Genomic DNA, 26772 nt, shown 5'->3' with positions numbered 1-26772 from the left:
TCGCCCTGTCGCAGGTGCCGCCGTGTCACGAATGTCACCAACTGCCCGCGATCCACTAGGTCTGCCCGCTCATCAGCGGGAATGACCATATTTTCTGCTGTGGTCCGACTTTCTTCGCGACGTTACCCGAGCCGGGGTCTCGCGCCGAGTACCGCAGTGCCGACGCGTACATGTGTCGCACCGGCCGCCACGGCCTGTTCCAGGTCTGCGCTCATCCCGGCCGACACCATCGTGGCAGCCGGATGGTCCACGCGCATGCGGGATGACAATTCCATCAGCCGCTCGAAAGCGGCCCGTTCGCGCCCCGCGTACTGGCCGGACAGCGGAGCGACCGTCATCAGGCCGTCGATGCGCAGTCCCGGAGCCCCGGCGACGAGGTCAGCCAACTCGGCGAGCTGCTCCGGCGCCGCGCCGCCGCGGGCCCCGCGCTCCCCCGACTCCGCGTCGAGGGCGATCTGCACGAGGCACCCGAGCTCCCGGCCGGCGTTCACCGCGGCCGCCGAGAGGGCGGTCACGAGCTTCGACCGGTCGACCGACTGCACGACGTGCGCGTATCCGGCCACGGAACGGACTTTGTTCGTCTGCAACTGACCGACGAAGTGCCAGCTGAGCGGCAGATCCGCGCAGGCCGCGGCCTTGGGGGCGGCGTCCTGGTCACGATTTTCCGCAACATGACGGACACCCAGGTCCGCCAGCAGTCGTACGTCGCTCGCGGGGTAGGTCTTGGTGACCACGATGAGCGTCACCTCGTCCCGCCCCCGCCCCGCCGCCGCGCAGGCGGACGCGATGCGTTCCTCCACCCGCGCCAGGTTCTCGGCGAGCTCAGACTTACGATCCGTCATTCTTCTTTTCCCCCGGCGGTCCGGGGGTCGTCCCCCCGGAAAGCTCCGTCAACCAGACATATCCGGCCAGGCGTCCGGTCACCCGGTCGCGGCGGTACGAGAAGTGGTCCCGCGACTCCAGTGTGCAGACCGGGGAGCGGCCGGTGTTCACCACCCCCGCCTCCGCGAGCTGGGCGTGCACTCCGGCGACCACGTCGACGGCCGGTGTCCCCCAGCTCGTCTCGGCCCGGGCGGCGGGGACGACCTCCGCCACCGCCTCCCGCATTTCGGCCGGAACCTCGTAGCAGTGTCCGCAGACGGCGGGTCCGGTCCGGGCGACGATCCGCCCGGGATCGGCCCCGAGGTCGACCATCGCCCCGACGGTGGCGGGCACCACCCCGGCGACCAGTCCCGGCCGCCCGGCGTGGGCGGCCCCCACGACCCCGGCGACGGGGTCCGCCAGCAGGACCGGCGTGCAGTCGGCGGTGAGCACCGCGAGGGCGAGCCCCCGACGGGCGGTCACCACCGCGTCCACCGCCGGGACCTCGACGTCCGCCCCCCAGGGGCCGTCCACCACGGCCACGTCCCGGCCGTGCACCTGGTTCATCCAGACCACCCGGTCCGGCGCCAGGCCCAGGGACTGCGCCGCCCGTGCCCGGTTCGCGAGAACGGCGGCCGGGTCGTCTCCGACCGCGCCGCCGAGATTGAGCTCCTCGTACGGAACGGCGCTCACTCCGCCCCACCGGTCGGTGAAGGCGAAGTGGGCGCCGCCCACGTGATGCTGCTCTGGTGTCACTTCAAGAAGTCCGGAACATCCAGCTCTTCGGCCGGGCTGTCCTGGTACGGCCGGGCCGTGGGGACCTGCGGCGCGGGGGCCTGGACCTCGACCGGGGCCGGCTCGACCGGAGCCGGGGGCTCCTCACGCGGGGTGACCGAGCCGAGTCCGCCGAAGGCCGGGCGGACCGGCTCGGGGGCGCGGACCGGAGCCGGGGCCGGCTCCTCGCGCTTGGTGGACGCGGCACCGATGACGTTGTCCCGGCGGGCCGGGGGCTGTCCGCCGTCGAACCCGGCCGCGATGACGGTGACCCGTACCTCGTCGCCGAGCGCGTCGTCGATGACGGCGCCGAAGATGATGTTCGCCTCGGGGTGCGCGGCCTCGCTGACCAGCTGCGCGGCCTCGTTGATCTCGAAGAGACCGAGGTCCGAGCCACCGGAGATGGAGAGCAGCACGCCACGGGCGCCGTCGATGGACGCCTCCAGGAGCGGCGAGGAGATCGCCATCTCGGCGGCGGCCACGGCGCGGTCGTCGCCGCGCGCCGAGCCGATGCCCATCAGGGCCGAGCCGGCCTCGGACATCACGGACTTGACGTCGGCGAAGTCGAGGTTGATCAGACCCGGGGTGGTGATGAGGTCGGTGATGCCCTGGACGCCCGAGAGCAGGACCTGGTCGGCCGACTTGAAGGCGTCGAGCACGCTGACCTGGCGGTCCGAGATGGACAGCAGTCGGTCGTTGGGGATGACGATGAGGGTGTCGACCTCTTCGCGGAGCTCGGCGATGCCGTCCTCCGCCTGGTTCGCGCGGCGCCGGCCCTCGAAGGTGAACGGTCGGGTGACCACACCGATCGTCAGGGCGCCCAGCGAGCGCGCGATGTTGGCGACGACAGGTGCGCCGCCGGTGCCGGTGCCGCCGCCCTCACCGGCGGTGACGAAGACCATGTCGGCCCCCTTGAGGACCTCCTCGATCTCCTCGCGGTGGTCCTCTGCCGCCTTGCGACCGACGGCCGGGTTGGCGCCGGCGCCGAGGCCACGGGTGAGTTCCCGGCCGACGTCGAGCTTGACGTCGGCGTCGCTCATCAACAGCGCCTGGGCGTCCGTGTTGATGGCGATGAACTCGACGCCCTTGAGACCGACCTCGATCATTCGGTTGATGGCATTGACACCACCGCCGCCGACACCGATGACCTTGATGACTGCGAGGTAGTTCTGCGGTGCTGCCACGTCGAAGGCCTCTCGCCTCGAGTTACGTGTCGCCGCCTCGCGGGCCTGCGTTGCGACGACTGATGCCGAAATAGGGACGGTCCGAACGCGCCGACCCGAACCCTCACCCTGAAGTTTAGGGTTAGGGGTGTGCCTGTTCCTCGGACTCTTCCGAACAGGACACTAAGTCGACAAGTAGCGCGTGTTCAACGAACACGCCGAACCTCCCGTTTTTCTTTTCACCCTATGTGATCACCCGTATCGCTGGCCAACCAGGGTGCGCCGCTGTTGGACCGGACGTCAACTCCCGGACGCAGCAGGGGCGGTGGGGACGCTCACGTCGAAGTGGGCGGCCTTGGGAGCGGCTTTCAACAAAGCGTTCAATGCGCGTCCCTTCGCATCGCTCTGTTCACCGCTCCCCCACGTCACGGACCGGCCCCCGGTGAGCTCCAGCGCGACCGAATCGTAGGAACCCACCTTGACCTGCACGGTTTCCTTGGCGATCGGCTCCGGGAGGGCGCCCGCGACGAGTACGGCCTCGTGCAGCAGCCGTTCCTCGTCGAAGCGGCGGGCGCTCGGCGATCGACCGGCGTTCAATTCGAGGACCGGAACACCCGCGGGTGCTTTCGGAACCGTGTCGAATCGCACACCCGATGCGTCCACTTCCACGAAGTTGGCGTCCTTTTTGATGAGCAGGACGGGTTTGCGTTCCGTCACTTTCAGACCGATGCCGTGCGGCCAGGCCCGCACCACGTCGACCGAGTCGATGCGGGGCAGCCGGCCGCGGACCCGACCCTCGATCTCCTCGGTGTCGACGCTCACCAGGGGCGCGCCGACCGGGACGGCCGCGGCACCGAGGACCTGCTCGGAGGTGAGCACGTCCATGCCGGTGGCGGCGACCTTCTCCACGCGGAGCCAGGACGAGCCGTAGAGCACCCAGGTGCCGCCCGCGGCGAGGACCACCGCGGCGGCCAGGGAGGCCAGCACGGGGCCCCGGCGCAGGCGTGCGCCGGAACCCTGTGGGCCGGCCCCCGGGGCCGACTTCGGGGCCTTGGGGGCCTTGGGGGCCTTGGGGGGCTTCGGCGGCTTGGGAGCGCCGGTGCCCTTGCGGGCAGCCGGGCCGGACCGATCAGAAAACGGTGTTCCGCGCCGCGCGGTCGTCCCTCCGGCCACTCCCTGCCTCCTGCGTCTGCGCTACCCGCCTCAGCGGGACCTGTGGGCCGCGATCGCCTCGTAGACCATGCCGACCAGGAGCTCGTCGGCGTCCCGGCGGCCGAACTCACCGGCGGCCCGGGACATCTCGTACAGGCGGTGCGGGTCGGACAGCACCGGGAGGACCTGGCTCAGCACCCAGTCGGGCGTCAGCTCCGCGTCGTCCACGAGCAGGCCGCCACCGGCCTTCACCACCGGCTGGGCGTTGAGCCGCTGTTCACCGTTGCCGATCGGCAACGGGACGTAGGCGGCGGGGAGCCCGACGGCGGAGAGTTCGGCGACGGTCATCGCTCCCGCGCGGCACAGCATCATGTCGGCGGCGGCGTACGCGAGATCCATCCGGTCCACGTACGGTACCGGCACATACGGCGGCATCCCGGGCATGTTGTCGACACGCGGCAGTTCGTTCTTCGGCCCGACGGCGTGCAGGATCTGGATCCCGGAGCGCTGGAGGGTCGACGCGACCTGCTGGATCGTCTCGTTGAGGCGACGGGCGCCCTGCGAACCGCCGGAGACCAGCAGCGTGGGCAGGTTGGGGTCCAGGCCGAAGGCGGCGCGCGCCTCCGGGCGGACCGCGGCCCGGTCGAGGGTGGAGATGGAGCGGCGCAGCGGGATGCCCACGTAGCGGGCGCCGCGCAGCTTGCTGTCGGGGGTGGAGACCGCGACGGCGTGCGCGTACCGGGAGCCGATCTTATTGGCCAGTCCGGGCCTGGCGTTGGCCTCGTGCACGATGATGGGCACCCCGAGGCGCTTGGCCGCGAGATAGCCGGGCAGGGCCACGTAGCCGCCGAAGCCGACGACGCAGTCGGCCTTGGTGCGGATCAGGATCTCCTCCGCCGCCTTGATGGTGCCGCGCAGCCGTCCCGGGACGGTGATCAGTTCCGGGGTCGGCTTGCGGGGCAACGGAACGGCGGGGATCAGACCCAGCTCGTAGCCGCGTTCCGGCACCAGGCGGGTTTCCAGTCCGCGCTCCGTGCCGAGGGCGGTGATGCCCACTGAAGGGTCCTGCCTGCGCAGGGCGTCCGCGAGGGCGAGCGCCGGCTCGATGTGGCCGGCGGTCCCCCCACCGGCGAGTACGACATGCACCGAATTTCACCGCTCTCCGGACGGACGCTTCTTGACGCGCCGTCTCATCGACTTCCATCTCACCCCGGTCCGCCACCAGCCGGTCTTCGGCTGTCGCATCGCGAGGGCCGCGCGCGCCGCCGGCTCCTCACGCGCGAAGGCGATGAGCAGTCCGACCGCGAACATGGTCGGCAGCAGGGCTGACCCTCCGTAGGAGAACAGCGGGAGCGGGACTCCGGCGATCGGCAGCAGGCCGAGCACCGCACCGATGTTGATCACGGCCTGGGCCGTGATCCAGGTGGTCACGCCTCCCGCGGCAAACCGTACGAAGGAATCCTCCGTGCGTCCGGCCACGCGGATACCCGCATAGCCTAGAGCCGCGAACAGGGCGAGCACCGACAGCGTCCCCGCCAGACCCAGTTCCTCCCCGGTGATGGCGAAGATGAAGTCGGTGTGGGCTTCGGGTAGTTGCCCCCATTTTTCCACACTTGCACCCAGGCCGGAACCGAACCATCCACCTGAGGCGAGGGCGTAGATTCCGTGAACGGCCTGCCAGCAAAGGTCGTTCTTGCCCGGTTCTGTCGCCCCCAGGCATTCCAGCCGGTCCATCCGGTGCGGGCTCGTCTTGATGAGCAGTGCGACGATCGCACCCGCGAAGGCGAGCACCCCGACGAACATCCGGGTCGGGGCCCCGGCCAGCCAGAGCAGACCGAACAGGATGGCGCCGAGGATCATCGCGGTGCCCATGTCCCCGCCCAGCATGATCAGGCCGAGCAGTAGGAAGGCCACCGGGACCAGCGGCACCAACAGGTGCTTCCACTGGCTCAGCAGCCCCTTGTCGCCCTTGCGCGCCAGCAGGTCGGCGCCCCACAGGATCAGCGCCAGTTTGCCGAACTCGCTGGGCTGGAGCATGAACGGACCGCCAAGGGAGATCCAATTCTGGTTGCCGTTGATCGAGACGCCTATCCCCGGGACCTGGACCAGGACCATCAGGAAGAGCGTGCCGGCGAGCACCGGGTACGAGAGCGCCCGGTGCAGTTTGACCGGCATCCGGGAGGCGACCATCAGGAGCGCGCCACCGATGAGGGCGGCCAGGAACTGCTTCTTGAAGAAGTACGCGTCGCCGAGGCCGAGCTGGAGGGCCTTGATCATCGAGGCCGAGTACACCATCACCAGGCCGAGCACGGTGATGAGCAGGGAACTGCCGAAAATCAGGTAGTAGGCGGTGAGCGGGCGGTCCCAGGCCTTCTGCAACTGCCGCTGCGTACGCCGCAGCCGGGCCAGCGGCCCGCGCCCGGCGGGCCGCTTCGAACGCACCGCAGGGCGTTTGCGGCCCTGCGCCTTCACGGCGGACGGCCGCCGCCCCGGCAGCATCTGCTTGGCCGGCATCTGTGATCTTCCCCTCCACTCGTACGAGGCGAGCTGCCGGCCGGAGGGAACCTGTCCCGGAGCCCCCGGCCTAGGCCGTGTCCGCAGCGTTCTCGGCGGCCAGTTCGCGCACCGCGTCGGCGAATGCGTCCCCACGCTTGTTGTAGTTCGCGAACATGTCCATCGAGGCGCAGGCAGGTGCCAGCAGGACCGTGTCGCCGGGCTCGGCGAGCGCGGCGGCTTCCCGGACCGCTGCGAGCATCGCCCCAGTGTCGGTCCGGTCGAGGTCGACGACCGGGACCTCGGGGGCGTGTCGCGCCAGCGCCTCGGCGATGAGCGCCCGGTCGGCGCCGATCAGTACGGCGCCGCGCAGCCGCTTCGCGGCGTTCTGCACGAGCTCGTCGAAGGTCGCGCCCTTGGCGAGGCCGCCGGCGATCCAGACGACCGGCTCGAAGGCCGCGAGCGAGGCCTCCGCCGCGTGCGTGTTGGTGGCCTTGGAGTCGTCGATGTAGGTGACCGAGTCGACCTCGTCCACGTACGCGACGCGGTGGGCGTCCGGGCGGAAGTCGCGCAGCCCGTCGCGGACGGCGCGCGGCTCCACGCCGAAGGCGCGGGCCAGGGCCGCGGCGGCGAGCGCGTTGGCGATGTTGTGCGGGGCCGGCGGGTTGACGTCCGTGACCTCGGCGAGCTCCTGGGCGTTCTTCTGCCGGTTCTCCACGAAGGCCCGGTCGACGAGGATGCCGTCGACGACGCCGAGCATGGAGGGGCCGGGGGCGCCGAGGGTGAAGCCGATCGCGCGGCAGCCCTCTTCGACGTCTGCCTCCACGACCAGGTCCTCGGTGGCCGGGTCGGCGACGTTGTAGACGCAGGCGACCGTGTTGCCCTCGTAGATCCGGCCCTTGTCGGCGGCGTACGCCTGCATCGAGCCGTGCCAGTCGAGGTGGTCGGGGGCCAGGTTCAGCACGGCCGCCGAGTGGACGCGCAACGAGGGCGCCCAGTGCAGCTGGTAGCTGGAGAGTTCGACGGCGAGCACGTCGTACTCCTGCTCGCCGAGCACCACGTCGATGATCGGGGTGCCGATGTTGCCGACGGCGGCGGTGCGCAGGCCCGCGGCCTTCAGGATCGACGCCAGCATCTGGGTGGTGGTGGTCTTGCCGTTGGTGCCGGTGATCGCGAGCCAGGGGGCCGGGGCCCTGCGGGGGGCTGCGGCCGCGTCCTCGCCGGACCGCAGGGCACGCCGCTCCTGGCCGACCTCGCGCAGCAGCCAGGCGATCTCCACGTCCCCGACCACGTCCACGCCGGCCTTGGCGGCGGCCTCGAACAGCGGGCTGTCGGGCTTCCAGCCGGGCGAGGTGACGACCAGCTCGGTGCCCTCGGGCAGGACCTCGCCCGCGTGCCCGCCGTCCGCGAGGCGGCCGAGGCGGACGGTGATGCCCTCCGCCGCGAGCTCGGCGGCCCGGGCGCGGTGCGCGTCACCGTCACCGTTGTCGACCACGGTCACCACTGCGCCGAGGCCGGCCAGGGCGCGGGCGGCACTGATGCCGCTCACGCCGAGACCGGCGACGGTGATGTTCTTGTCCTGCCAGGACGTCACTTGTCGGCTGCCCATCCCGCGTAGAAGAGACCGAGACCAACGATCACGCACATGCCCTGGATGATCCAGAAGCGGACCACGACCAGTACCTCGGACCAGCCCTTGAGCTCGAAGTGGTGCTGCAGTGGTGCCATCCGGAAGACCCGCTTGCCGGTCATCTTGAAGGAACCGACCTGGATGACGACCGACATCGTGATGAGCACGAAGAGGCCGCCGAGGAGCGCCATCAGGAACTCCGTGCGGGAGCAGATGGCGAGGCCCGCGAGCGCGCCGCCGAGGGCGAGCGAGCCGGTGTCACCCATGAAGATCTTGGCGGGCGAGGTGTTCCACCACAGGAAGCCGAAGCAGGCGCCCATGAGGGCGGAGGCGACGACCGCGAGGTCGAGCGGGTCGCGCACCTCGAAGCATGCGTTCGGGTTGGTGAGGTCACCGGCCCTGGCGCAGGACTCCTGGAACTGCCAGACACCGATGAAGGTGTAGGCGCCGAAGACCATCACCGCGGCGCCGGTCGCGAGACCGTCCAGACCGTCGGTGAGGTTCACGCCGTTGGACATCGCCAAGATCATGAACAGCGCCCACACCACGAACAGCACCGGACCTATCGACCAGCCGAAGTCCGTGACGAACGACAGCTTGGTGGAGGCCGGGGTCAGCCCGCGCGAGTCCTTGAACTGGAGGGCCAGCACCGCGAAGGCGATGCCGACGATCAGCTGGCCGGACATCTTCGCCTTGGCCCGCAGGCCCAGCGAACGCCGCTTGACGATCTTGATGTAGTCGTCCAGGTACCCGACGAGGCCCATGCCGGCCATCAGGAACAGCACGAGCAGGCCCGAGAAGCTCGGCTCCTCACCGGTGAGGACCTTCGTCAGGGCGTACGCGATGAGCGTCGCCAGGATGAAGGAGATGCCGCCCATGGTGGGCGTGCCCTTCTTCCCGGCGTGGCCGCGGGGGCCGTCGTCGCGGATGAACTGGCCGTAGCCCTTGCGGGCGAGCAGCTTGATCAGCAGCGGGGTGCCGGTGACGGTGAGGAACATGCCGATGACACCGGCGAACAGGATCTGCCTCATCGGTCGGCGACCTCGCCCTCGACAGTGCTGTCGAGAAGGCCCTGGGCCACCCGCTCCAGACCGGCCGACCTGGAAGCCTTCACCAGCACGACGTCACCCGGGCGCAGTTCACTGCGCAACAGGTCGACCGCCGCCTGCGCGTCGGACACGAGCACCGACTCCTCACCCCACGAACCCTCGTTATATGCGCCCAGTTGCAGCCAGGAGGCTTCCCTGCCCCCGACTGCGACGAGCTTGCTCACGTTGAGCCGGACGACAAGTCGTCCGACCGCGTCGTGCTCGGCGAGAGCGTCGTCTCCGAGCTCGGCCATCGGGCCGAGCACCGCCCACGTGCGTCCCCCGTTCGCCTTGCCGGCCCCGCCCATCGCGGCGAGCGCGCGGAGTGCGGCCCGCATGGACTCGGGGTTCGCGTTGTAGGCGTCGTTGACGATCGTCACACCGTCCGCCCGCTCGGTGACCTCCATCCGCCACCGGGACAGCGTGCCCGCACCGGAGAGCGCGGTGGCGATCTCCTGTACGGACATGCCCAGTACATGGGCGACGGCGGCCGCGGCGAGCGCGTTCGACACGTGGTGCTCACCGTACAGCCGCAAGGTCACGTCGCTGCACCCGGTCGGTGTGTGCAGTGTGAAGGAAGCCGTCCCCCTGTCCGTCATGCGGACTTCGGTGGCCCGGATTTCGGCGTCCTCGGCCTCACCGAACAGCACCGTACGGGCCTTCGTGCGCCCGGCCATTTCACGAACCAGCAGGTCATCGGCGTTGAGGACGGCGACGCCGCCCTCCGCCTCGGCCGGGAGGGCCTCGACCAGCTCCCCCTTGGCCTGCGCGATCTGTTCGCGGCCGCCGAACTCGCCGATGTGGGCGGTGCCGACGTTGAGGACCAGACCGATCCGCGGGGGCGTCAGTCCGGTGAGGTAGCGGATGTGGCCGATGCCGCGGGCGCCCATCTCCAGGACCAGGTGCTGGGTGTCCTCGGTGACGCGCAGCGTCGTGATCGGCAGGCCGATCTCGTTGTTGAGGTTCCCGGGGGTCCACACGGTCGGCGCGTGGTGCTGCAGCACCTGCGCGATCAGGTCCTTGGTGGAGGTCTTGCCGGCGGAGCCGGTGAGGGCCACGACATCGGTGCCCAGGCGGGTGACCACGGCCCGGGCGAGTGCTCCGAGGGCGGCCACCACGTCGGGGACCACGATGGCCGGTACGCCGACGGGCCGGGTCGCGAGGACGGCCACGGCGCCCGCGGACACCGCGCGCTGCGCGTAGTCGTGGCCGTCGACCCGCTCGCCGACGAAGGCGGCGAACAGGCTGCCCGGCGCGACCTCGCGGGAGTCGTAGACCACGGGACCGGTGACCTGGACGGACGGATCCGGTATGTCGTGGGGACGCCCGCCGGTGATGTCGGCGATCTCGGCGAGGGAAAGGGCGATCACTGGTTCACCTCGGCCTGTCGGACCTGGGTCGTTTCATCGAGCACGGTCGTCCGGTCGAGCACGGCTTGGTGCTCGATCGCGGCGCGGAGCACCGTGCGGTCGTCGAAGGGGCGGACGACACCGGCGGTGTCCTGGCCCTGCTCGTGGCCCTTGCCGGCCACCAGCACGGTGTCGCCGGGTCGGGCGCGGGCGACGGCGGCCGCGATGGCCGCGGCCCGGTCGGCGTCGACCAGGACGGTGCCCCGCTCGGCGGGCGGCACGGACACGGCGCCCTCGAACATCGCGGCGAGGATCGCGAGCGGGTCCTCGGAGCGCGGATTGTCGGAGGTCAGGACGGCGACGTCGGCGAACCGGGCGGCCGCGGCCCCCATCGGGCCGCGCTTGGTGGTGTCGCGGTCCCCGCCGCAGCCGAGGACGATGTGCAGCTCGCCGGTGGTGACCTCGCGCAGCGCGCGCAGGACCGACTCCACGGCGTCCGTCTTGTGCGCGTAGTCGACGACGGCGAGGTACGGCTGTCCCGCGTCCACCCGCTCCAGCCGGCCGGGGACCCCCGGGACCGCGGCGACGCCGTCGGCGGCGGTCTGCGGGTCGAGGCCGGCGGCGGCGAGCGTGACGATCGCGGCGACGGTGTTGGCGACGTTGAACGGGCCGGGCAGCGGGGCCTTGGCGCGCACGCGCTGCCCCTCGGGACCGACCAGCGTGAGCGTGGAGTCCATGTGGCCGGTGACGACGTCCTCGGCGCGCCAGTCGGCGGCCGGGTCGCCCGTGGCGGAGAAGGTGACGACCGGGACGGTGGCCTCCTTGGCCAGGCGGCGGCCGTACTCGTCGTCGAGGTTGACCACGCCCAGGCGGGCCCGGCGGGCCGTGAAGAGCCCCGCCTTGGCCTGGAAGTAGTCCTCCATGTCGGAGTGGAACTCCATGTGCTCCGGGCTCAGGTTGTTGAAGACGGCGACGTCGAAGACGCAGCCGTCGACCCGGCCGAGCACCAGGGCGTGGCTGGAAACCTCCATGGCCACGGCCTCGACCCCGCGCTCGCGCATGACCGCGAAGAGGGCCTGGAGGTCGGTGGCCTCGGGGGTGGTCCGCTCGGACTTGATGCGTTCGTCGCCGATGCGCATCTCGACGGTGCCGACCAGTCCGGTGCTACGGCCCGCCGCGCGCAGGCCGCCTTCGACGAGGTACGCCGTGGTGGTCTTGCCGGAGGTGCCGGTGATCCCGATCTGGAGCAGGCCCTCACCGGGGCGCCCGTAGATCGCGGCGGCGAGCTCTCCCATCCGGCCGCGCGGGTCGTCGACGGTCAGGACCGGCAGGCCGGTCGCCGCGGCGCGCTCCGCCCCCGCGGGGTCGGTCAGCACGGCGGCGGCACCGAGGCCGGCCGCCTGGGCGGCGAAGTCGGCGCCGTGCGTCCTGGCTCCCGGCAGGGCGGCGTACAGGTCACCGGGGCGGACCGCACGGGAGTCGTGCGTGATGCCGGTGATCTGCGCCGCGCCGGGCGCCGGGATGCCCAGCAGGGCGGCCAGCTCGCCCAGCGGGCTCGGGCTGGCGGACGCGGGCCGGGGCGCTCCCGGCGGCGTTGCCGGGGCCTTCTCGGTCTTTCTGGGCTGATCAGCGTGGGACACGGCGGTGAGCGTACCGGGCGCACCGGGCCGCCCGCGAAATGAGGCCCCGGCTTCGGCTTCGGCGGTCGTCGGGTTCCCGGGTTTCGGGGTGATGGTTGTCACTGATGGTGCCTCACGCTTTTCTGGCGGGCCTGGCCTGGCTGTGGGTCACTGACCGGGCTGCGGACTGGGCTGCGGGGCGGGCTGCGCGGCGGGCGGAGGAGCGGCGTCGTAGGTGACGGGGAGCCCGGCGGGCGCGGTTCCCGTGGGGGCCACCTGAAGGGTCTTGAGCGCGAACTCCATGACCTTCTTGTAGATGGGGCCGCAGATCTGGCCGCCGAAGTAGCTGCCCTTCGTGGGGTTCTGGATGGCGCAGTAGACGGTGATGCGCGGGTTGTCCGCGGGGGCGAATCCGGCGAAGGACGCGGTGTAGCCCTTGTAGCGGCCGGTGGCCGGATCCACCCGGTTGGAGGTGCCGGTCTTGCCGCCGACCCGGTAGCCGGGGATCTTCGCCTTGGTGCCGGTGCCCTCCTGGTCGTCGACCACGGATTCGAGCATCTCGGCGAGGGTCTTGGCGGTCTCCTGGCTGATCACGCGGTCCTGCTCGGGGGCCGGGGCCGGGGTGAAGCGGCCGTCGGGGCCCTTGGTGCCGCGCACCAGGGTCGGCTCGATGCGGACGCCGCCGTTGGCGATGGTCGAGTACACGGAGGCCGCCTGCATGGCGTTGAGCGAGAGGCCCTGGCCGAAGGGGATCGTGTACTGCTGGGAGGTGGACCAGTCCTTGGGGGCGGCGAGGATGCCGCGGGACTCTCCGGGGTAGTTCAGGCCGGTGGGCCGGCCGATGCCGAACTTGGTCAGGTACGAGTACAGGACCTCGTTGGCCTCGGGCTGGGTGGGTCCGAGCTGGCCGGTGGCCAGGATGGTGCCGATGTTGGAGGACTTGGCGAGGACCCCGTTGAGGGTCAGGTACCAGGTCGGGTGGTCGATGTCGTCCTTGAAGAGCCGGTCGCCGCGGTGGAGCCGGTTGGGGACCTCGACACGGGTCTCCGGGGTGGCCTTCTTCTCCTCCAGCACGGCGGCCATCGACATGACCTTGGCCGTGGAGCCGGGTTCGTACACGTCCTGGAGCGCGGCGTTGCCCATGGCGGCGGAGCGGGCCCGGGTCAGGTCGTTGGGGTCGAAGCCCGGGGCGTTGGCCATGGCCAGGACCTCGCCGGTGCGGGTGTCCTGGACGATGACGTAGCCGCGGTCGGCCTCGGACTTCTGGACCTGTTCGGCGATGGCGCTCTGCGCCGCCCACTGGATGTCCCGGTCGATGGTCAGCTGGATGTCCTCGCCGGGGACGGCGGGCTTCTCGTTGGAGTCGGCGGTGGGGACCTGGCGGCCGCCGGACTGGGCGTAGGTGATCTCGCCGTCCTTGCCGGACAGCTTCTTGTCGAGGGAGGACTCCAGGCCGCCGGCGCCCTTGCCCTCGGCGTTGACGTAACCCAGTATCCCGGCGGCGAGGTCGCCGTTCGGGTACACGCGCTTGCTGCTGGTCTCCTTGAACACGCCGGCCAGGACGTTGGCGCCGGGGCCGTTGGCCCGCTTGTCGGCCGCCGCCTTGTCCGCGAAGACCCGCTTGAGGTCCTTGATCTGGTTCCAGACCTGGGGGGTCTGGCGCTGGGCGAGGACGACGTACCGGGAGTTCTTGCTGCTCAGCCGCTCGGTGAGCTCCTTGGCGTCCTTGCCGAGGATGGGTGCGAGGAGGGCGGCGGCCTGCTGCGGGGCGTCCGGGGCTTTGCTGTCCTGCGGGGTGAACATCTTCGGGTCGGCGGTGATGTCGTACGCGTCGACGCTGGTGGCGAGGGCCACGCCCCGGCGGTCGGTGATCTCGCCGCGCTCGGCGGCCAGCTTGACGCTGGTGTAGCGGTTCTTGGAGGCCTCGGCGGAGAACGTCGCGGCGTCGACGGCCTGGACCTGGAGCAGGCGGACCACGAAGGCCAGCATGACGAGGGTCAGGCCGACGCCGACCAGGCGCAGCCGGGGCCGCGGGCTGCCGAGCCGGATCGTGTGCGGGGTACGGGGGCCCGTCGGCCGCCGGGTCGCCGGGCGCGAGGCCGGGCGGGCGCCGGCCCTGGCCCGGTCGCCGGCGGCACGGGGCGGCCTGGCCGGTCCGGGCACCCGCCGCCGGGGCGGCTCCTGCGGGCTCACGCGGTCACCGCCGGGGCGGTGCCGGTGAGGCTGCCGGGGTGCTGGGCCGCGTACCCGCCGGTGCGGCGCCGCTGCGCGAGCATCCCCCGGCTCCGCCCGGGCTTCCTGGGGCTCCGCCCCAGACCCCGCGCCTCGAACGCCGGCGAGGCTGAATCTTCAGCCCGTCCGGAGATTGAGGACCGGGTCCGGGCGGAGTCCGGGGAACGGAGGAAGGGCGGGGTGGGGGAAGGCCCCGCAGGGCTGCCCCCCGGCACCGCGAAACCGCCTGCCATCGGGGTCACGACGTCACCTGCCTGGGTTGGGGGTGGGCTGCTGCCGCGAAGGCTGGGCCGGGGACGCGGCTGCCGGGCTCTGCGAGGCCGGGGGCGACGCCGCGGGTGCGGCCGGGGAGGCGCCCTGGGCCGCCGGCGGAGCCGGGGTCGGGGTCGGCGACGGCGGGGCCTCGGCGGGCGCGGCGCTGCCCTCGACCTTGCCGTCCGGGCCGATGAAGACCGGGCTGCCGCCGGGGACCAGGCCCAGCTCGTGCGCCCGGCGCTGGAGCGCGTCGGGCGCGGAGTAGGCGTCGACGTCGCGCTGCAGCGCCTGCTCCTCGTCGGTGAGGGCGGTGGTCTCCTTCCTCAGCTTGCTGAGCTGGAAGGAGCCTTCGTTCAGTGCCGAGTTCAGCAGCAGCAGGCTGATCAGGCCGCCGCCGAGCAGGGCCACGACCAGCAGGACGAACGGCATCCGGGCCGCCTGCCCGCCGGGACGCGGGCGGGCCGGGCGACCGCCGAGCGCCCGGCCGAGGCGGGCCGCCTGCCCGCGGGTCAGCGTGGCGACCTTCCCGGCCTTGGTCACAGTCGCGCCTCCCGGATGCGTTCGACGCCGCGGAACCTGGCCGGGGCGGCCCGCCGGTTCTCGGCGATCTCCTCCTCGGTGGGCAGCTCGGCGCCGCGCGTGAGCAGTTTCAGCTTCGGCTGGTACTTCTCCGGCACCACCGGCAGGCCGGGCGGGGCCGTCGAGGTCGCGCCGGCCGCGAAGACCTGCTTGACCAGTCGGTCCTCCAGCGAGTGGTACGAGAGCACCGCGATCCGGCCGCCGACCGCGATCCGGTCCACCGCCGCCGGAATGGCACGCTCCAGCCCGGAGAGCTCCCCGTTGACCTCGATCCGCAGCGCCTGGAAGGTCCGCTTCGCCGGGTTGCCGCCGGTCCGCTTGGCGGCCTGCGGAAGGGAGTCGCGGATCAGTTCGACCAGCCGGGCGCTGTTGGTGAAGGGCTCCTTCTCGCGCTCCCGGACGATCGCCGAGACGATCCGCTTGGCCTGCTTCTCCTCGCCGTACTGGCGCAGGATCCGCACCAGCTCGCCCGGCGCGTAGCTGTTGAGCACCTCGGCGGCGCTGATGCCGGTCGTCTGGTCCATGCGCATGTCCAGCGGCGCGTCCTGGGCGTACGCGAAACCGCGGTCGGCCTCGTCCAGTTGCATGGAGGAGACGCCCAGGTCGAAGAGGATGCCCTGGACGGCCGGGATGCCCAGTCCGTCCAGTACCTCGGCGAGGTCCGCGTAGATCGCGTGGACGAGGGTGGCCCGGTCGCCGAAGGGCGCGAGCCGCTCGCCGGAGAGCCGCAGGGCCTCCTTGTCGCGGTCGAGGCCGATGAGGTGGGCCTCGGGGAACCGGGTCAGCAGGGCCTCGCTGTGGCCGCCGAGGCCGAGGGTGCAGTCGACGACGACGGCCCCGGGCCTCTCCAGTGCCGGGGCCAACAGGTCCAGGCACCGCTGGAGCATCACCGGGACGTGTCGGGACTCGCTAGTCAAAGCGCCCTCTCAGATAACGGCGCGGCAGGCGTACGCACCACCGGGTCCCCGCATCCGCGACCGGCGCCGGGGAAGGTGGCGCCGGCCGGCCGGAGAGCGGGAGAGGGCCGGGCCGTACGTACGCGCCGCGCACGCGGAGTGTTCATCGGGGGCCGGGCGGCCGGTCAGGGCCGGGCTCCGGCCGGTTCGCGTCACTTTAGTGCAACGGTCGCCGCGGTCAACGAACCGCCCCGCGCGGCGTGCACGGCTCTCGACACGAACCGGCAAATGCGGCGAATCACCTGAACAGCCGCCTCGCGCCCACCCCTGTGGGTTAGCTCACAACAAGCCTCGTTGGCGTTCTTTGTCCGCTCTCACGCGGGGCGACGACCCGCCGTGACCACTACCGTCGTACCCATGACGACTTCCGCATCCCTGCCTGCCGAGTCCCCGTCCGAGGCATCCGTCGGCGGATCCGTCACCGACCGGCTGGTCGAGGCGAACCACCGGTACGCCGCGCAGTTCTCCGACCCAGGCATGGACGCCCGCCCCGTGCTCAAGGTCGCCGTCGTGGCCTGCATGGACGCCCGCCTCGACCTGCACAAGGCCCTCGGGCTGGAACTCGGCGACTGTCACACGATCCGCAACGCGGGCGGTGTGGTCACCGACGACACGATCCGCTCCCTCACCATCAGCCAGCGGGCCCTGGGCACCCGCGCGGTCATACTCATCCACCACACCGGCTGCGGTCTCGAGAACCTGACCGAGGACTTCCGGCACGAGCTGGAGGACGAGGTCGGCCAGCGTCCCGCGTGGGCCGTCGAGGCCTTCCGGGACGTCGACCAGGACGTTCGCCAGTCCATGCAGCGGGTCCGCACGAACCCCTTCCTGCCCCACAAGGACGATGTGCGAGGCTTCGTCTTCGATGTGCACACCGGGCTCCTGCGGGAGATCGATCCCAGCTCTTGAGTGACACGAGGCCGTAACGCCGTCAAGAATGCGGGATGGCACCACCCGGGTTCCCCCGGACCGGTGTCCGTGTTTCGGGGTGGGCCGGTTCAAGCGCCAAGGGCGTCGGCCCTGGAAAAAGGGCCGAGGAGAACCAAGGTGACGACGTACGACGACCGAGCGAGCCTCGCGGATCTGACCAGCACGGCGGAGCGGGTGCGCCAGTCGGTCGAGAGCGTGATCGAAGGCAAGCCCGAGGTCGTCCGCCTCGCGCTGACCGTGCTCCTCGCCGAGGGCCACCTGCTGATCGAGGACGTGCCGGGCGTCGGCAAGACGATGCTCGCCAAGACGCTCGCCAAGTCCATCGACTGCTCGGTCCAGCGCATCCAGTTCACGCCGGACCTGCTGCCCTCCGACATCACCGGCGTCAGCATCTACGACCAGCAGCGCCGCGAGTTCGAGTTCAAGCCGGGCGCGATCTTCGCACAGATCGTCATCGGTGACGAGATCAACCGCGCCTCGCCGAAGACCCAGTCCGCGCTGCTGGAGTCGATGGAGGAGCGCCAGGTCACCATCGACGGCACGACCTACACGCTGCCCAGCCCCTTCATGGTCGTCGCCACCCAGAACCCGGTGGAGATGGAGGGCACCTACCCGCTGCCCGAAGCCCAGCGCGACCGCTTCATGGCCCGCGTCTCCGTCGGCTACCCCAGCCCCGAGGCCGAGCTCCAGATGCTCGACGTGCACGGCGGGGTCTCCCCGCTCGACGACCTGACGTCCGTCGCGCACGCCCACGAGATCGTCAAGCTGATCGAAGCGGTCCGCGAGGTGTACGTGGCCGAGCCCGTCCGGCGCTACGTCGTCGACCTGGTCTCCGCCACCCGCACCCACCCCGACCTGCGACTCGGCGCCTCGCCCCGGGCCACCCTGCACCTGCTGCGCGCCGTGAAGGCCTCCGCCGCGCTCGCCGGCCGGGACTACGTCCTGCCCGACGACGTCCAGGCCCTGGCCGCCCCGGTCCTCGCGCACCGGCTGCTGCCCACCGCGCAGGCCCAGCTCAACCGCCGCAGCGCCGAGCAGGTCGTCGGCGAGATCCTCCAGCGCACCCCCGTCCCGGCCGCGCACGCCCGCGGCGAGATGCCGCCCGGCGCGGGCATCCGGGGCTTCTGATGAGCGCCGGTGCCCCGCGCGGCGCCGGCGGCCCGGGGGACGGTGGCGGACTGCGCGCGTCGCTGTCCGGGCTGACCACCCGCGGCCGCTCGTTCCTGGCCGCCGGGATAGCCGCCGCCGCCTGTGCGTACGTCCTGGGCCAGGGCGAACTGCTGCGGGTCGGCATGCTGCTCGCCCTCCTGCCGCTGATCTGCGTCTACGCCCTCCACCGCACCCGCTTCCGGGTCTCCGGCAGCCGCCGGCTCAGCCCGGGGCGGGTCCCCGCGGGCGGCGAGGCCCGCGTACAGCTGCGCATGGACAACGTCTCCCGGCTGCCTACCGGCCTGCTGATGCTCCAGGACCGGGTGCCCTACGTACTGGGTCCGCGCCCGCGGTTCGTCCTGGACCGGGTCGAGCCCGGCGGCCGCCGCGAGGTGTCCTACCGGGTCCGCTCCGACCTGCGCGGCCGCTATCCGCTCGGCCCGCTCCAGCTGCGCCTGTCCGACCCCTTCGGGCTGGTCGAGCTGACCCGTTCCTTCAGCACCTACGACACCCTCACCGTCATCCCGCGCACCGAGCCCCTGCCGCCCATCCGCCTGGCCGGCGAATCCAACGGCTACGGCGACGGCACCCGCCGCTCCCTCGCGCTGGCCGGCGACGACGACGTGATCCCCCGCGGCTACCGGCGCGGCGACGACCTGCGCCGGGTGCACTGGCGCTCGACCGCCCGCTACGGCGAGCTGATGGTCCGCCGCGAGGAGCAGCCGCAGCGCAGCCGGGCCACCGTCCTGCTGGACACCCGGCGCCTGGCCTTCGACGGCGCCGGCCCCGACTCCGCTTTCGAGTGGGCCGTCTCGGCGGCCGCCTCCAGCCTGGTGCACGTCCTGGAACAGGGCTTCTCCGCACGACTGCTCACCGACACCGGCGACTCGGTGCCCGGTGAGGGCGGCGGCGGATTCTCCTCCGGCGGGCAGGAGTCCGCGGAGGCCGCCGGGCTGATGATGGACACCCTCGCGGTCGTCGGGCACTCCGACGGCGCCGGGCTCTCCCGCGCCTACGACGCGGTGCGCGCCGGTGGCAGCGGCGGCTTCGGCGGAGCCGGCGGCGACGGGCTCCTCATCGCCTTCTTCGGCGACCTGGACGACGTACAGACAGAACTGGCCGCCCGGATGCGCCAGCGCACCTCGGGTGCGGTGGCCTTCGTACTGGACTCCGCGAGCTGGGGCGGACAGCCCGCTCCGGGGCACGCCGTGCTCCCGCTGGAGGGGCGGCTGCGCAGGCTGCGCGACGCGGGCTGGACGGCACTGGCCGCCCCGCCCGGGGTCGCCTTCGGCGAACTGTGGCGCCAGGCCGGCACCGAGCGCGTCGGTACGGGAACCTCCGGAGGTCGGGAATGAGCGGGCGGGCGAAACTGACGCTGTTCGCAGCACTGGCGACGCTGCTCACCTCGTGGTCGCTGAACCCGCTGGTGGACTCGCAGGCCTGGCTGTTGCAGGCGGCGCTGCTGCTCGCCCTACAGAGCGCGGTGGGCGCCGGAGCCCGGCGGCTGCCGCTGGCCCGGACGCTGACCGTCGCCGCGCAGGCGCTGGTGTCGCTGCTGGTGCTCGCGTTCCTCTACGCCGGCAAGGGCGAGTCCCACGGGGACGGGCCGCTGGCCTACCTGGTGACGGACTTCGGCGCGCTGTTCGGTCAGGGCGTCCGGGACGTGGGCGAGTTCGCGATCCCGGCTCCGCTGACGGACGGCATCAAGCTGCTGCTGGTGTCGGGCGTGCTGCTGATCGGGCTGCTGGTGGACACCCTGGCGGTGACCCTGCGCACGGCCGCCGCGGCCGGGCTGCCGCTGCTGGCGCTGTACTCGGTGGCCTCGGGCCTGGCGGGCGGCGGGGACGCCTCCTGGTTCTCCTTCCTGCTCGCGGGCTGCGGCTACCTGTTGTTGCTGCTGTCCGAGGGCCGTGACCGGCTCGCCCAGTGGGGCCGCGTCTTCGGCGCGACCCCGCGCCGGGGCGCCGCCGACTCCGGCCTCGGCAACGGGGCGGGCGGGCAGGCGACGGCACCCGTGAAGTTCGGCCGGCGGATCGGCGCGGTGACCCTGGGCCTGGCGCTGGCGGTGCCGGCCGTACTGCCCTCGCTCGGCGGCGGGCTGCTGGGCGGCGCGCAGGAGGCCGAGGACGGCGGCGGCTCGGGCGGGACGATCTCGGCGGTCAACCCGCTGGTCTCCCTGCAGAGCAACCTGAACGCGCAGGACAACCGCGTGCTCCTCAAGTACCGGACGAACAGCCCGCAGCAGGGCGACCAGTACCTGCGGATCGTGGCCCTGGACGAGTTCAACGGCGTCAAGTGGGAGGCCTCCGGGCGGGCCCTGATCGACGTGCCGGAGGAGCTGCCGGCACCGCCGGGGCTCCGCGCCCCGGTCAGCGGCACCGCGGTCGAGGTCACCACCAGCCTCACGGCGGCGGACTACTTCACCCAGCGCTACCTCCCCATGCCGTATCCGGCGACGTCGGTGAACATCGGCGGCAAGTGGCGGTTCGAGCCGGTCGGCCGGACCCTGGTCGGCGACCAGCTGGGCCGGGACCGGTTCCAGAACGTCCAGGGCGCCCAGTACACGGTGCGCAGCCTGCTGCTGAAGCCGACGGCCCAGCAGCTCCAGAAGGCCCCGGAGCCAGACCCGGCGATCCGGCAGGAGTACACGAAGCTCCCGGACAACCTGCCGCCGGTGGTCGCCGAGAGGGCCCGTCAGGTGACGCAGGGGGCGAAGGACGACTACACGCGGGCCGTGAAGCTACAGGACTACTTCGCTGTGAACGGCGGGTTCCGCTACAACACGAAGACGGCCTCGGGCACGGGTCCGCAGGCGGTCGCCCGGTTCCTCGAAGACAAGGAGGGCTTCTGCGTCCACTTCGCCTTCTCGATGGCGGCGATGTCCCGCTCGCTGGGCATCCCGGCCCGCGTCGCGGTGGGCTTCACGCCCGGCGAGAAGCAGTCGGACGGCAACGTGACCGTGTCGATGCGCGATGCGCACGCCTGGCCCGAGCTGTACTTCGAGGGCGTGGGCTGGACCCGTTTCGAGCCGACGCCCCGCTCCGGCATCAACATTCCGGACTACTCCCGGGCGCAGACGCCGGCCACCCAGCCGTCGGCGCCGGCGCCGCTGCCGTCGCAGAGCTCGGCGGCTCCGTCGACGGCACCTTCGGCGACCCCCGAGTGCCCGCCGGCCCTGAAGAAGCTCGGCGAGTGCGACACGGCTGCGCCCGCGCAGAAGGCGGGTGACGGCGGCGGGCCGTCGGTGACGACGGTCCTCGGCTGGGCGGCGGTCGCCGTGGCGGTGCTGGGCCTGCCCCTGCTCCCGCTGCTGTGGCGGACCCGGCTGCGGGCCCGACGCCTGGCGACCGGGGAGGTCCTGACGGCCTGGCGGGAACTGGGCGACACCGCCTGGGACGCGGGTGTGGTCCCGGACGGGGCACTGTCCCCGCGCCGCACGGCGAGCCGGATCGTGGACCTGGGCCGTCTGGAGCCGGAACCCGCGGCGGCGGTGCACCGGGTCGCCGGTGCGGTGGAACGGACCTTGTACGCGCCCCCGGGCGCGGAGGTGTCGTACCCGGAGCTGGCGGACGACGTACTGCTGGCCCGTACGGGCCTGCTGGCGTCCGCGGACCGGCTTCCCCGGCTGCGCGCCCTGCTGCTGCCGCGCTCGGCGGCCCGCATCTCCTGGGCCCTCTCGGCCCGTTGGTCCGCGGTCACCTCGGCGGCATCGACCCGCCTGACGGCCGCCCGCCTCCGGCTCCCCCTGAGGAGCCGCGGCTGAGGCCGCTCGCCTCAAACGCCGGCGGGGCTGGATATTCCAGCCCCGCCAGGGGGCACCTCCCAGCGGTAGCTGGGGGAGTTTGAGGCGCGGGGTCCGGGGCGGAGCCCCGGGAACGGCGGCGCGGGCCACCGCATGAACCGCCGAACCCGCGGACGCGAAACGGCGGACGTGAAACGGCGAGGCTCGATCCCCCCGAGCCCCGCCGCTTCACGTATCACTTCACCGGGCCGCCGATCCCCCGTCGTCCCCCGTCCCGGTCACGGAAGGAGGCACCCGGTCCGCTCCGCAGCCCCGTGTCGGCGGTGCGGACCGGGTCTCCTGTCCGTTGCTCCCAGTCTGGCGTCCGCGCAGGTGGGAGCCCATCCGCGCCCGTACTCATTTCCGCGCCTAGGTACGGATACTCAGCCGTCGCGGCCGGCCCCACCAGTTCTACGGGGCGGCGCGCCCGCGCGGCACCGCCGACTGGGGGGTGGTGCCGCGCCGGAACTCAGCGGTTGCCGCTGACCCGGCCCCGCAGCAGCAGCGACAGCGCCGAGTGCACGTCGTCCAGGGACCGCTCGCTCTGGAAGGACTGCCAGTCCAGGGCGGCCACCAGCACCATCCCGACCATCGCGGCCGCCGTGAGCGGCACGTCGATCTCGGCGCTCAACTCACCGCGTTCGACGCCCTCGCGCAGCACCTTCTCCACGACGGCCACCGCCTCCTGCCGGACCACCATCAGCGTGGACTGCCACGCGCGGTTGGTGCGCCACAGCTCGGCGACGTACAGCTGGGTGAAGGCCGGGTACCGGTCGATGAAGACGAGTCCGGCGCGGATCATGGCGTCGAGCGCCTCGACACGGCTGCCGCCGCTGGCCTCCGTCTCCTCCGCCGCGGTCCGCAGGGAGGCCGTCAGCAGGCCGACGCCGTGCCGCAGCAGCTCCTCGAACAGCTCGTTCTTGCTGGCGAAGTTGTAGTAGACGGTGCCCTTCGCGACGCCCGCCCGCTCGGCGATCTCATCGACCGTGGTCGCGGAGAAGCCCTGTTCGGCGATCAGGGTGACGGCTGCTTCGTAGAGCTTCTGCCGGGTGATCGCACGACGGCCCCCGCCGGTGCCCGTACTGGTGCTGCTGCTTTCCATGGCGCTGATTGTCACAGGTCAACACGTCCCTACAGGCTCAGTTCCGGGTGCAGTCGGTCCATGGTCCACACCTGCTTGCCGCGGGCGGCGAGCGCGGTGAGGGCCAGGGCGCCGGCGGTGAAGGCCAGCAGCACCGCGCCGCCCTGCCAGACCGGGGCGAGGTCGCCACCGGTGATGAGGCGGCGCAGGCTCTCGACGATGTACGACATCGGCAGGTACGGGTGGATCCAGTTGAAGAAGTCCGGGCTGGTCTGGACGGGGTAGGTGCCGCCCGCCGAGGTCAGCTGGAGCATCAGGACGGCCAGCACCAGGATGCGGCCGGCGGCGCCGAACTTGGCGTTGAGCCACTGGACGATCGCGGCGAAGCAGCCGGTGACCAGCATCAGGAAGCCGATGGTGAGGGCCGGGTGGGCCATCTTCAGGCCGAGGCCGGGCGCCCAGTGCAGTACGGACATCAGCAGGGCCACCTGCGCGGTGCCGAGGCCCGCCACGGGCAGCCAGCCGGCGAGGGCGACCCGCCAGGGCGAGGCGCCGGCGGCCAGGGCCCGCCGGTTCAGCGGGGCGATCAGCATGTAGGCGACCATCGCGCCGACCCAGAGGGAGAGCGGGATGAAGTAGGGGGCGAAGCCGGTGCCGTAGTTGGGCGCCTTGTGCAGGGACTGGTTGGCGAGCTGGATCGGGTCGGCCATGACCTGGGTGCGCTGGTCGCGCTGCTGCTGGTCGTAGTCGGGGATCTTCCCGGCCCCCTCGTGCAGGCCGCCGGCGAGCTCGCCGGTGCCGTCGACGAGCTTGTACATGCCGCCGTCGAGCTGGTGGGCGCCGTCGCCGAGCTTGCCGACGCCGTCGGTGAGGGCGCCGGATCCGGTGGTGGCGGAGCCGATGCCGGTGTGCAGCTGGGCCATGCCGGCGGACACCTTGTGGGCACCGTCGTTGAGGGCGTTGACCTTGGCGACGGCCGCGTCGAGGTCGCCCTCGAGCTGCGGGGCCTTGTCGACGAGGACGCGGGCCTTGTTCTCCAGGTCGGTGAGCTGGGTGCGGAGCTTGGTGACGTCACCGCTGGCGTTCTTGGCCAGGACGCTGACGTCCCCGCTGAGCTCGGCGGCCTGGGCCGTGCTGTCCCTGACCGCCTTCAGGTCGGGGCAGGAGGCCAGGTGCGGTTCGCCGCCGGGGGTCACGCAGTGCTTGGTGTAGTAGGTGTCGGCGCCGGTGGCCGCCTTCTTGGCGGCAGCGGCGGCGGCCGGGGCCTTCTCGACGAACTTGTCGAGGTGGTTGCGGACGACCTTCGCGCTGTCGGCGACCAGCTCGGCGGTGTCGGCCAGGTTCTTGGGGTCCTTGACGAAGGGACGGGCCTTGTCCGCGGCCCCGTTGACCTTGTTGGCCAGCGCCTGGGTGCCGTCCGCTATGTCCTTGGAGCCGGTCTCCAGCTTGCCGGCCGCCGTGTTCAGCTTCTGCAGACCGCTGTTGAGCTCGCCGGACTTCTCCTGCGCCGTGTCGAGGCCGTCGGCGAGCTCCTTGGCGCCCTCCTGGGCCTTGCCCGCACCGTCCTTGAGCTTGTCGGCGCCGTCGGCCGCCTCGGCGGTCTTGTCGTGCAGGTCGGAGAAGTTGACGAAGATCTTGTCGAGGAAGCCGCGGGAGGCGTTGGCGGACGCCGCGGAGCGGACCTCGGCGAAGACGGAGCGCGAGATCGAGCCGACGATGTAGTTGTTGGCGTCGTTCGTGCGGACCTGGAGCGCCCCGGTGGTGGGGTCGTCGCCGGAGCTGGAGGCGATCTTCGCGCTGAAGTCCTCGGGCAGGGTCAGGGTCAGGTAGTACGTACCGTCCTCCAGGCCCTTGGCCGCCTCTTCGGCGCTCGCGTAGCGCCAGTCGAAGGACTTCTTGCTGGCGTGCAGCTTCTCGGCGATCTCCGTGCCGACGTCGAGGCGCTTGCCGTCGACGGTCGTGCCCTTGTCGTCGTTGACGATGGCGACGGGCACCTGGTCGAGCCGCTTGTACGGGTCCCAGAAGGACCACAGGTACAGGGCTCCGTAGAGCAGCGGGAGCAGGAGCAGCGCGACGAGGGCGGCCCGGGGCAGCTTCCCCCGCCCGAACCGCTTCAGCTCAAGCGCGGCCAGCTTCGGCGAGCGCATCGTCCGCCCCCTTCGTGTCGTCGTTCTCGGAGTCGTTCTTGCTGTCGTTCGTGCTGTCGTTCTTGCTGTCGTTCTCGCCGTCGTCCCCGGTGGGGCCGCCGGCGTCGGCGGCACTCTCCGCGACGGCCGGCGCGTCCGGCTCCTTCGGGGAGGTCCGCAGGACGAGCGCGTCGGCGGGCGCCTCGCTGCACACCGCGAGGACGGTGGTCCCGCGGGCGGCGACCGAGCGGAGCAGGTCCCAGGCCTCGGCGCGTTCCGTGTCCGACAGCTTGAGGTCGAGGTCGTCGAGGGCCAGCAGCCCCGGGGAGCCCAGCAGCGCGATGGCGACGGACAGCCGTACGGACTCCAGGCGTTCCAGGTCCCGTACGGAGGTGCGCCCGCCCTTGGGCAGCGTGGCGAGGTCCAGTCCGGCGGCCTCCAGGGCGGAGGCGATCCGTGCCTCGGCGGCGGCGCGGCGCTCGGCCCGGGGCCGCAGCATGGCGCGGACCGGAGCACCGTAGTGGCGCTGGAGCAGGGCGCCCTCGCGCAGCTGTTCCGCGACGGTGAGGGCCTGGTCGAGCTCGTTGACCCCGGAGACCGGGCCGAGCGCGGCGATCCGGCGGACCGCCGTCATCCGCTTCGGCAGCCGGTGGCCGCCGACCTCGGCGTGGCCCCGGGTGGGCTTCATCCGCCCGGTGAGGGCGAGGAGCAGGCAGGTGCGACCGCTGCCGGAGGGGCCTTCGACCGCGATGAGGGAGCCTGGCGCCGCGTCGATGCCGACTCCCTGGAAGGCCCAGCCCCGCGGGCCCTTGAGTCCGAAGTCCTCGGCCTTGACGGCCGCGCCGTGCGGGCTGTCCACGCCGTCCCCCTTCTTTTTGAACTGACCGGTCAGTTCAAAAACTAGCATCCTTCTTCGCACCGGGTGTGCAGGAGGGGGTAGTTGCCCGGTTCGTGACCGTAAAAGCCCAGGTCAGCGCAATTGTCAGTGGGGCCCGTCACGATGGTGGTAACGCATCGACAGATCGACAGGAGGTTCGTCATGGCCACACCGTCCCCGTCCCCTGTCCACCCCGTCCTTCGGAAGTCGACGGCCCCACCGGCCGCCCTCGACCTGCTCGCCAAGGCCCACACCGGCCTGGCCGAGGCCGCCCGGCTGGCCCGCCCCAACGAGCGCTACGCCACCGCCCACCTCGCCGCGCTGCGCACCGCCGCGGCCGTGCTCGCCGCGCGCGCCCGGCCCGAACCGGTGAACCCGCGGCGGCGGCCCCGGATCCGCAGCGCGTGGGAGGTGCTGCCCGAGATAGCGCCGGAGCTGGCCGAGTGGAGCGCGCTCTTCGCCTCCGGCGCCGCGCGCCGGGCCAGGGCCGAGGCGGGGATAGCGGACGCGGCGAGCTGCCGGGACGCGGACGATCTGGTACGGGCGGCCTCGATGTTCCTTCGCCTGGTGGAGCGGATGCTCACCGTCCGGGCAGCGCCCCAGCCCCTGGAGAAGACCCTGCCGCAACCACGTCCGGAGCATCCGGACGCGGGATGAGCTGCCCGGCGACGGAAGGG

General features: G+C 72.1%; 21 protein-coding genes. 5 read left to right on the top strand and 16 right to left on the bottom strand.

What is annotated here, in order from left to right; genetic code table 11:
- Positions 1-122 precede the first annotated feature (122 nt).
- From OG594_RS10810 to rsmH, 13 genes are all read right to left on the bottom strand, one after another.
- Positions 123-842 (bottom strand): YggS family pyridoxal phosphate-dependent enzyme, encoded by a 720-nt coding sequence (locus OG594_RS10810; RefSeq protein ID WP_266597604.1) that lies wholly within the window; start codon positions 840-842, stop codon positions 123-125.
- On the bottom strand, positions 829-1617 hold the full coding sequence (gene pgeF, locus OG594_RS10805) for a peptidoglycan editing factor PgeF (RefSeq protein WP_266597602.1): 789 nt from the start codon (positions 1615-1617) through the stop codon (positions 829-831). The genes OG594_RS10810 and pgeF overlap by 14 nt, the downstream gene beginning before the upstream one ends.
- Positions 1614-2819, bottom strand: a complete 1206-nt coding sequence (ftsZ, locus tag OG594_RS10800; protein ID WP_266597600.1) for a cell division protein FtsZ — start codon at positions 2817-2819, stop codon at positions 1614-1616. Before ftsZ ends, pgeF begins: the two co-directional genes overlap by 4 nt.
- Positions 2820-3098: 279 nt before the next feature.
- On the bottom strand, positions 3099-3800 hold the full coding sequence (locus tag OG594_RS10795; protein WP_266602779.1) for a cell division protein FtsQ/DivIB: 702 nt from the start codon (positions 3798-3800) through the stop codon (positions 3099-3101).
- Positions 3801-4001: 201 nt separating this feature from the next.
- On the bottom strand, positions 4002-5096 hold the full coding sequence (murG, locus tag OG594_RS10790; protein WP_266597598.1) for an undecaprenyldiphospho-muramoylpentapeptide beta-N-acetylglucosaminyltransferase: 1095 nt from the start codon (positions 5094-5096) through the stop codon (positions 4002-4004).
- Positions 5097-5102: 6 nt separating this feature from the next.
- On the bottom strand, positions 5103-6464 hold the full coding sequence (gene ftsW / locus OG594_RS10785) for a putative lipid II flippase FtsW (protein ID WP_266597596.1): 1362 nt from the start codon (positions 6462-6464) through the stop codon (positions 5103-5105).
- A 70-nt stretch (positions 6465-6534) separates the two neighbouring features.
- Positions 6535-8052, bottom strand: a complete 1518-nt coding sequence (gene murD, locus OG594_RS10780; RefSeq protein WP_266597594.1) for a UDP-N-acetylmuramoyl-L-alanine--D-glutamate ligase — start codon at positions 8050-8052, stop codon at positions 6535-6537.
- Positions 8034-9104, bottom strand: coding sequence for a phospho-N-acetylmuramoyl-pentapeptide-transferase (gene mraY, locus OG594_RS10775; protein WP_030012327.1), 1071 nt, complete (start codon positions 9102-9104; stop codon positions 8034-8036). Before mraY ends, murD begins: the two co-directional genes overlap by 19 nt.
- A complete protein-coding gene (gene murF / locus OG594_RS10770) occupies positions 9101-10531 on the bottom strand; it encodes a UDP-N-acetylmuramoyl-tripeptide--D-alanyl-D-alanine ligase (RefSeq protein ID WP_266597591.1) in 1431 nt (476 codons plus the stop codon). The genes mraY and murF overlap by 4 nt, the downstream gene beginning before the upstream one ends.
- Positions 10528-12252 (bottom strand): UDP-N-acetylmuramoyl-L-alanyl-D-glutamate--2,6-diaminopimelate ligase, encoded by a 1725-nt coding sequence (locus OG594_RS10765; protein WP_266597589.1) that lies wholly within the window; start codon positions 12250-12252, stop codon positions 10528-10530. Before OG594_RS10765 ends, murF begins: the two co-directional genes overlap by 4 nt.
- Before the next feature lie 45 nt (positions 12253-12297).
- Positions 12298-14322 (bottom strand): penicillin-binding protein 2, encoded by a 2025-nt coding sequence (locus OG594_RS10760; RefSeq protein ID WP_266597587.1) that lies wholly within the window; start codon positions 14320-14322, stop codon positions 12298-12300.
- A 285-nt stretch (positions 14323-14607) separates the two neighbouring features.
- The gene (locus OG594_RS10755) at positions 14608-15045 is read right to left on the bottom strand and encodes a hypothetical protein (RefSeq protein WP_266602777.1); all 438 of its coding nucleotides are present in this window, start codon (positions 15043-15045) and stop codon (positions 14608-14610) included.
- Positions 15046-15152: 107 nt separating this feature from the next.
- On the bottom strand, positions 15153-16082 hold the full coding sequence (rsmH, locus tag OG594_RS10750; protein WP_053702208.1) for a 16S rRNA (cytosine(1402)-N(4))-methyltransferase RsmH: 930 nt from the start codon (positions 16080-16082) through the stop codon (positions 15153-15155).
- Between the two features lie 426 nt (positions 16083-16508).
- Between rsmH and OG594_RS10745 the strand changes: the two genes are divergently transcribed.
- The 4 genes from OG594_RS10745 (at position 16509) to OG594_RS10730 (ending at position 21993) form a co-directional block, all read left to right on the top strand.
- Positions 16509-17060 carry a carbonic anhydrase gene (locus tag OG594_RS10745; RefSeq protein WP_266597585.1) on the top strand — a complete coding sequence of 184 codons (552 nt, stop codon included), beginning with the start codon at positions 16509-16511 and terminating at the stop codon, positions 17058-17060.
- A 138-nt stretch (positions 17061-17198) separates the two neighbouring features.
- Positions 17199-18209 (top strand): MoxR family ATPase, encoded by a 1011-nt coding sequence (locus tag OG594_RS10740; protein ID WP_266597583.1) that lies wholly within the window; start codon positions 17199-17201, stop codon positions 18207-18209.
- Positions 18209-19585, top strand: a complete 1377-nt coding sequence (locus tag OG594_RS10735; RefSeq protein WP_266597581.1) for a DUF58 domain-containing protein — start codon at positions 18209-18211, stop codon at positions 19583-19585. Before OG594_RS10740 ends, OG594_RS10735 begins: the two co-directional genes overlap by 1 nt.
- Positions 19582-21993: a transglutaminaseTgpA domain-containing protein gene (locus OG594_RS10730; protein WP_266597579.1), complete on the top strand. Its 2412-nt coding sequence runs from the start codon at positions 19582-19584 to the stop codon at positions 21991-21993. The genes OG594_RS10735 and OG594_RS10730 overlap by 4 nt, the downstream gene beginning before the upstream one ends.
- A gap of 487 nt (positions 21994-22480) precedes the next feature.
- Here OG594_RS10730 and OG594_RS10725 read toward each other — a convergent pair whose 3' ends face one another.
- The 3 genes from OG594_RS10725 to OG594_RS10715 are packed head-to-tail and all read right to left on the bottom strand — an operon-like array spanning position 22481 to position 26077.
- The gene (locus tag OG594_RS10725) at positions 22481-23113 is read right to left on the bottom strand and encodes a TetR/AcrR family transcriptional regulator (RefSeq protein WP_266597577.1); all 633 of its coding nucleotides are present in this window, start codon (positions 23111-23113) and stop codon (positions 22481-22483) included.
- A 29-nt stretch (positions 23114-23142) separates the two neighbouring features.
- On the bottom strand, positions 23143-25239 hold the full coding sequence (locus OG594_RS10720; protein WP_266597575.1) for a YhgE/Pip domain-containing protein: 2097 nt from the start codon (positions 25237-25239) through the stop codon (positions 23143-23145).
- Positions 25211-26077 carry an ATP-binding cassette domain-containing protein gene (locus tag OG594_RS10715; protein WP_266597573.1) on the bottom strand — a complete coding sequence of 289 codons (867 nt, stop codon included), beginning with the start codon at positions 26075-26077 and terminating at the stop codon, positions 25211-25213. The genes OG594_RS10720 and OG594_RS10715 overlap by 29 nt, the downstream gene beginning before the upstream one ends.
- A 180-nt stretch (positions 26078-26257) precedes the next feature.
- Between OG594_RS10715 and OG594_RS10710 the strand changes: the two genes are divergently transcribed.
- On the top strand, positions 26258-26752 hold the full coding sequence (locus OG594_RS10710; protein ID WP_266597571.1) for an SAV_6107 family HEPN domain-containing protein: 495 nt from the start codon (positions 26258-26260) through the stop codon (positions 26750-26752).
- Positions 26753-26772: the final 20 nt, after the last annotated feature.

The sequence above is a fragment of the Streptomyces sp. NBC_01214 genome (assembly GCF_026340975.1).
Classification (GTDB): domain Bacteria; phylum Actinomycetota; class Actinomycetes; order Streptomycetales; family Streptomycetaceae; genus Streptomyces.
The sequence above is the reverse complement of the archived record's forward strand: the minus strand, read 5'-3'. Positions and strand labels throughout refer to the sequence as shown.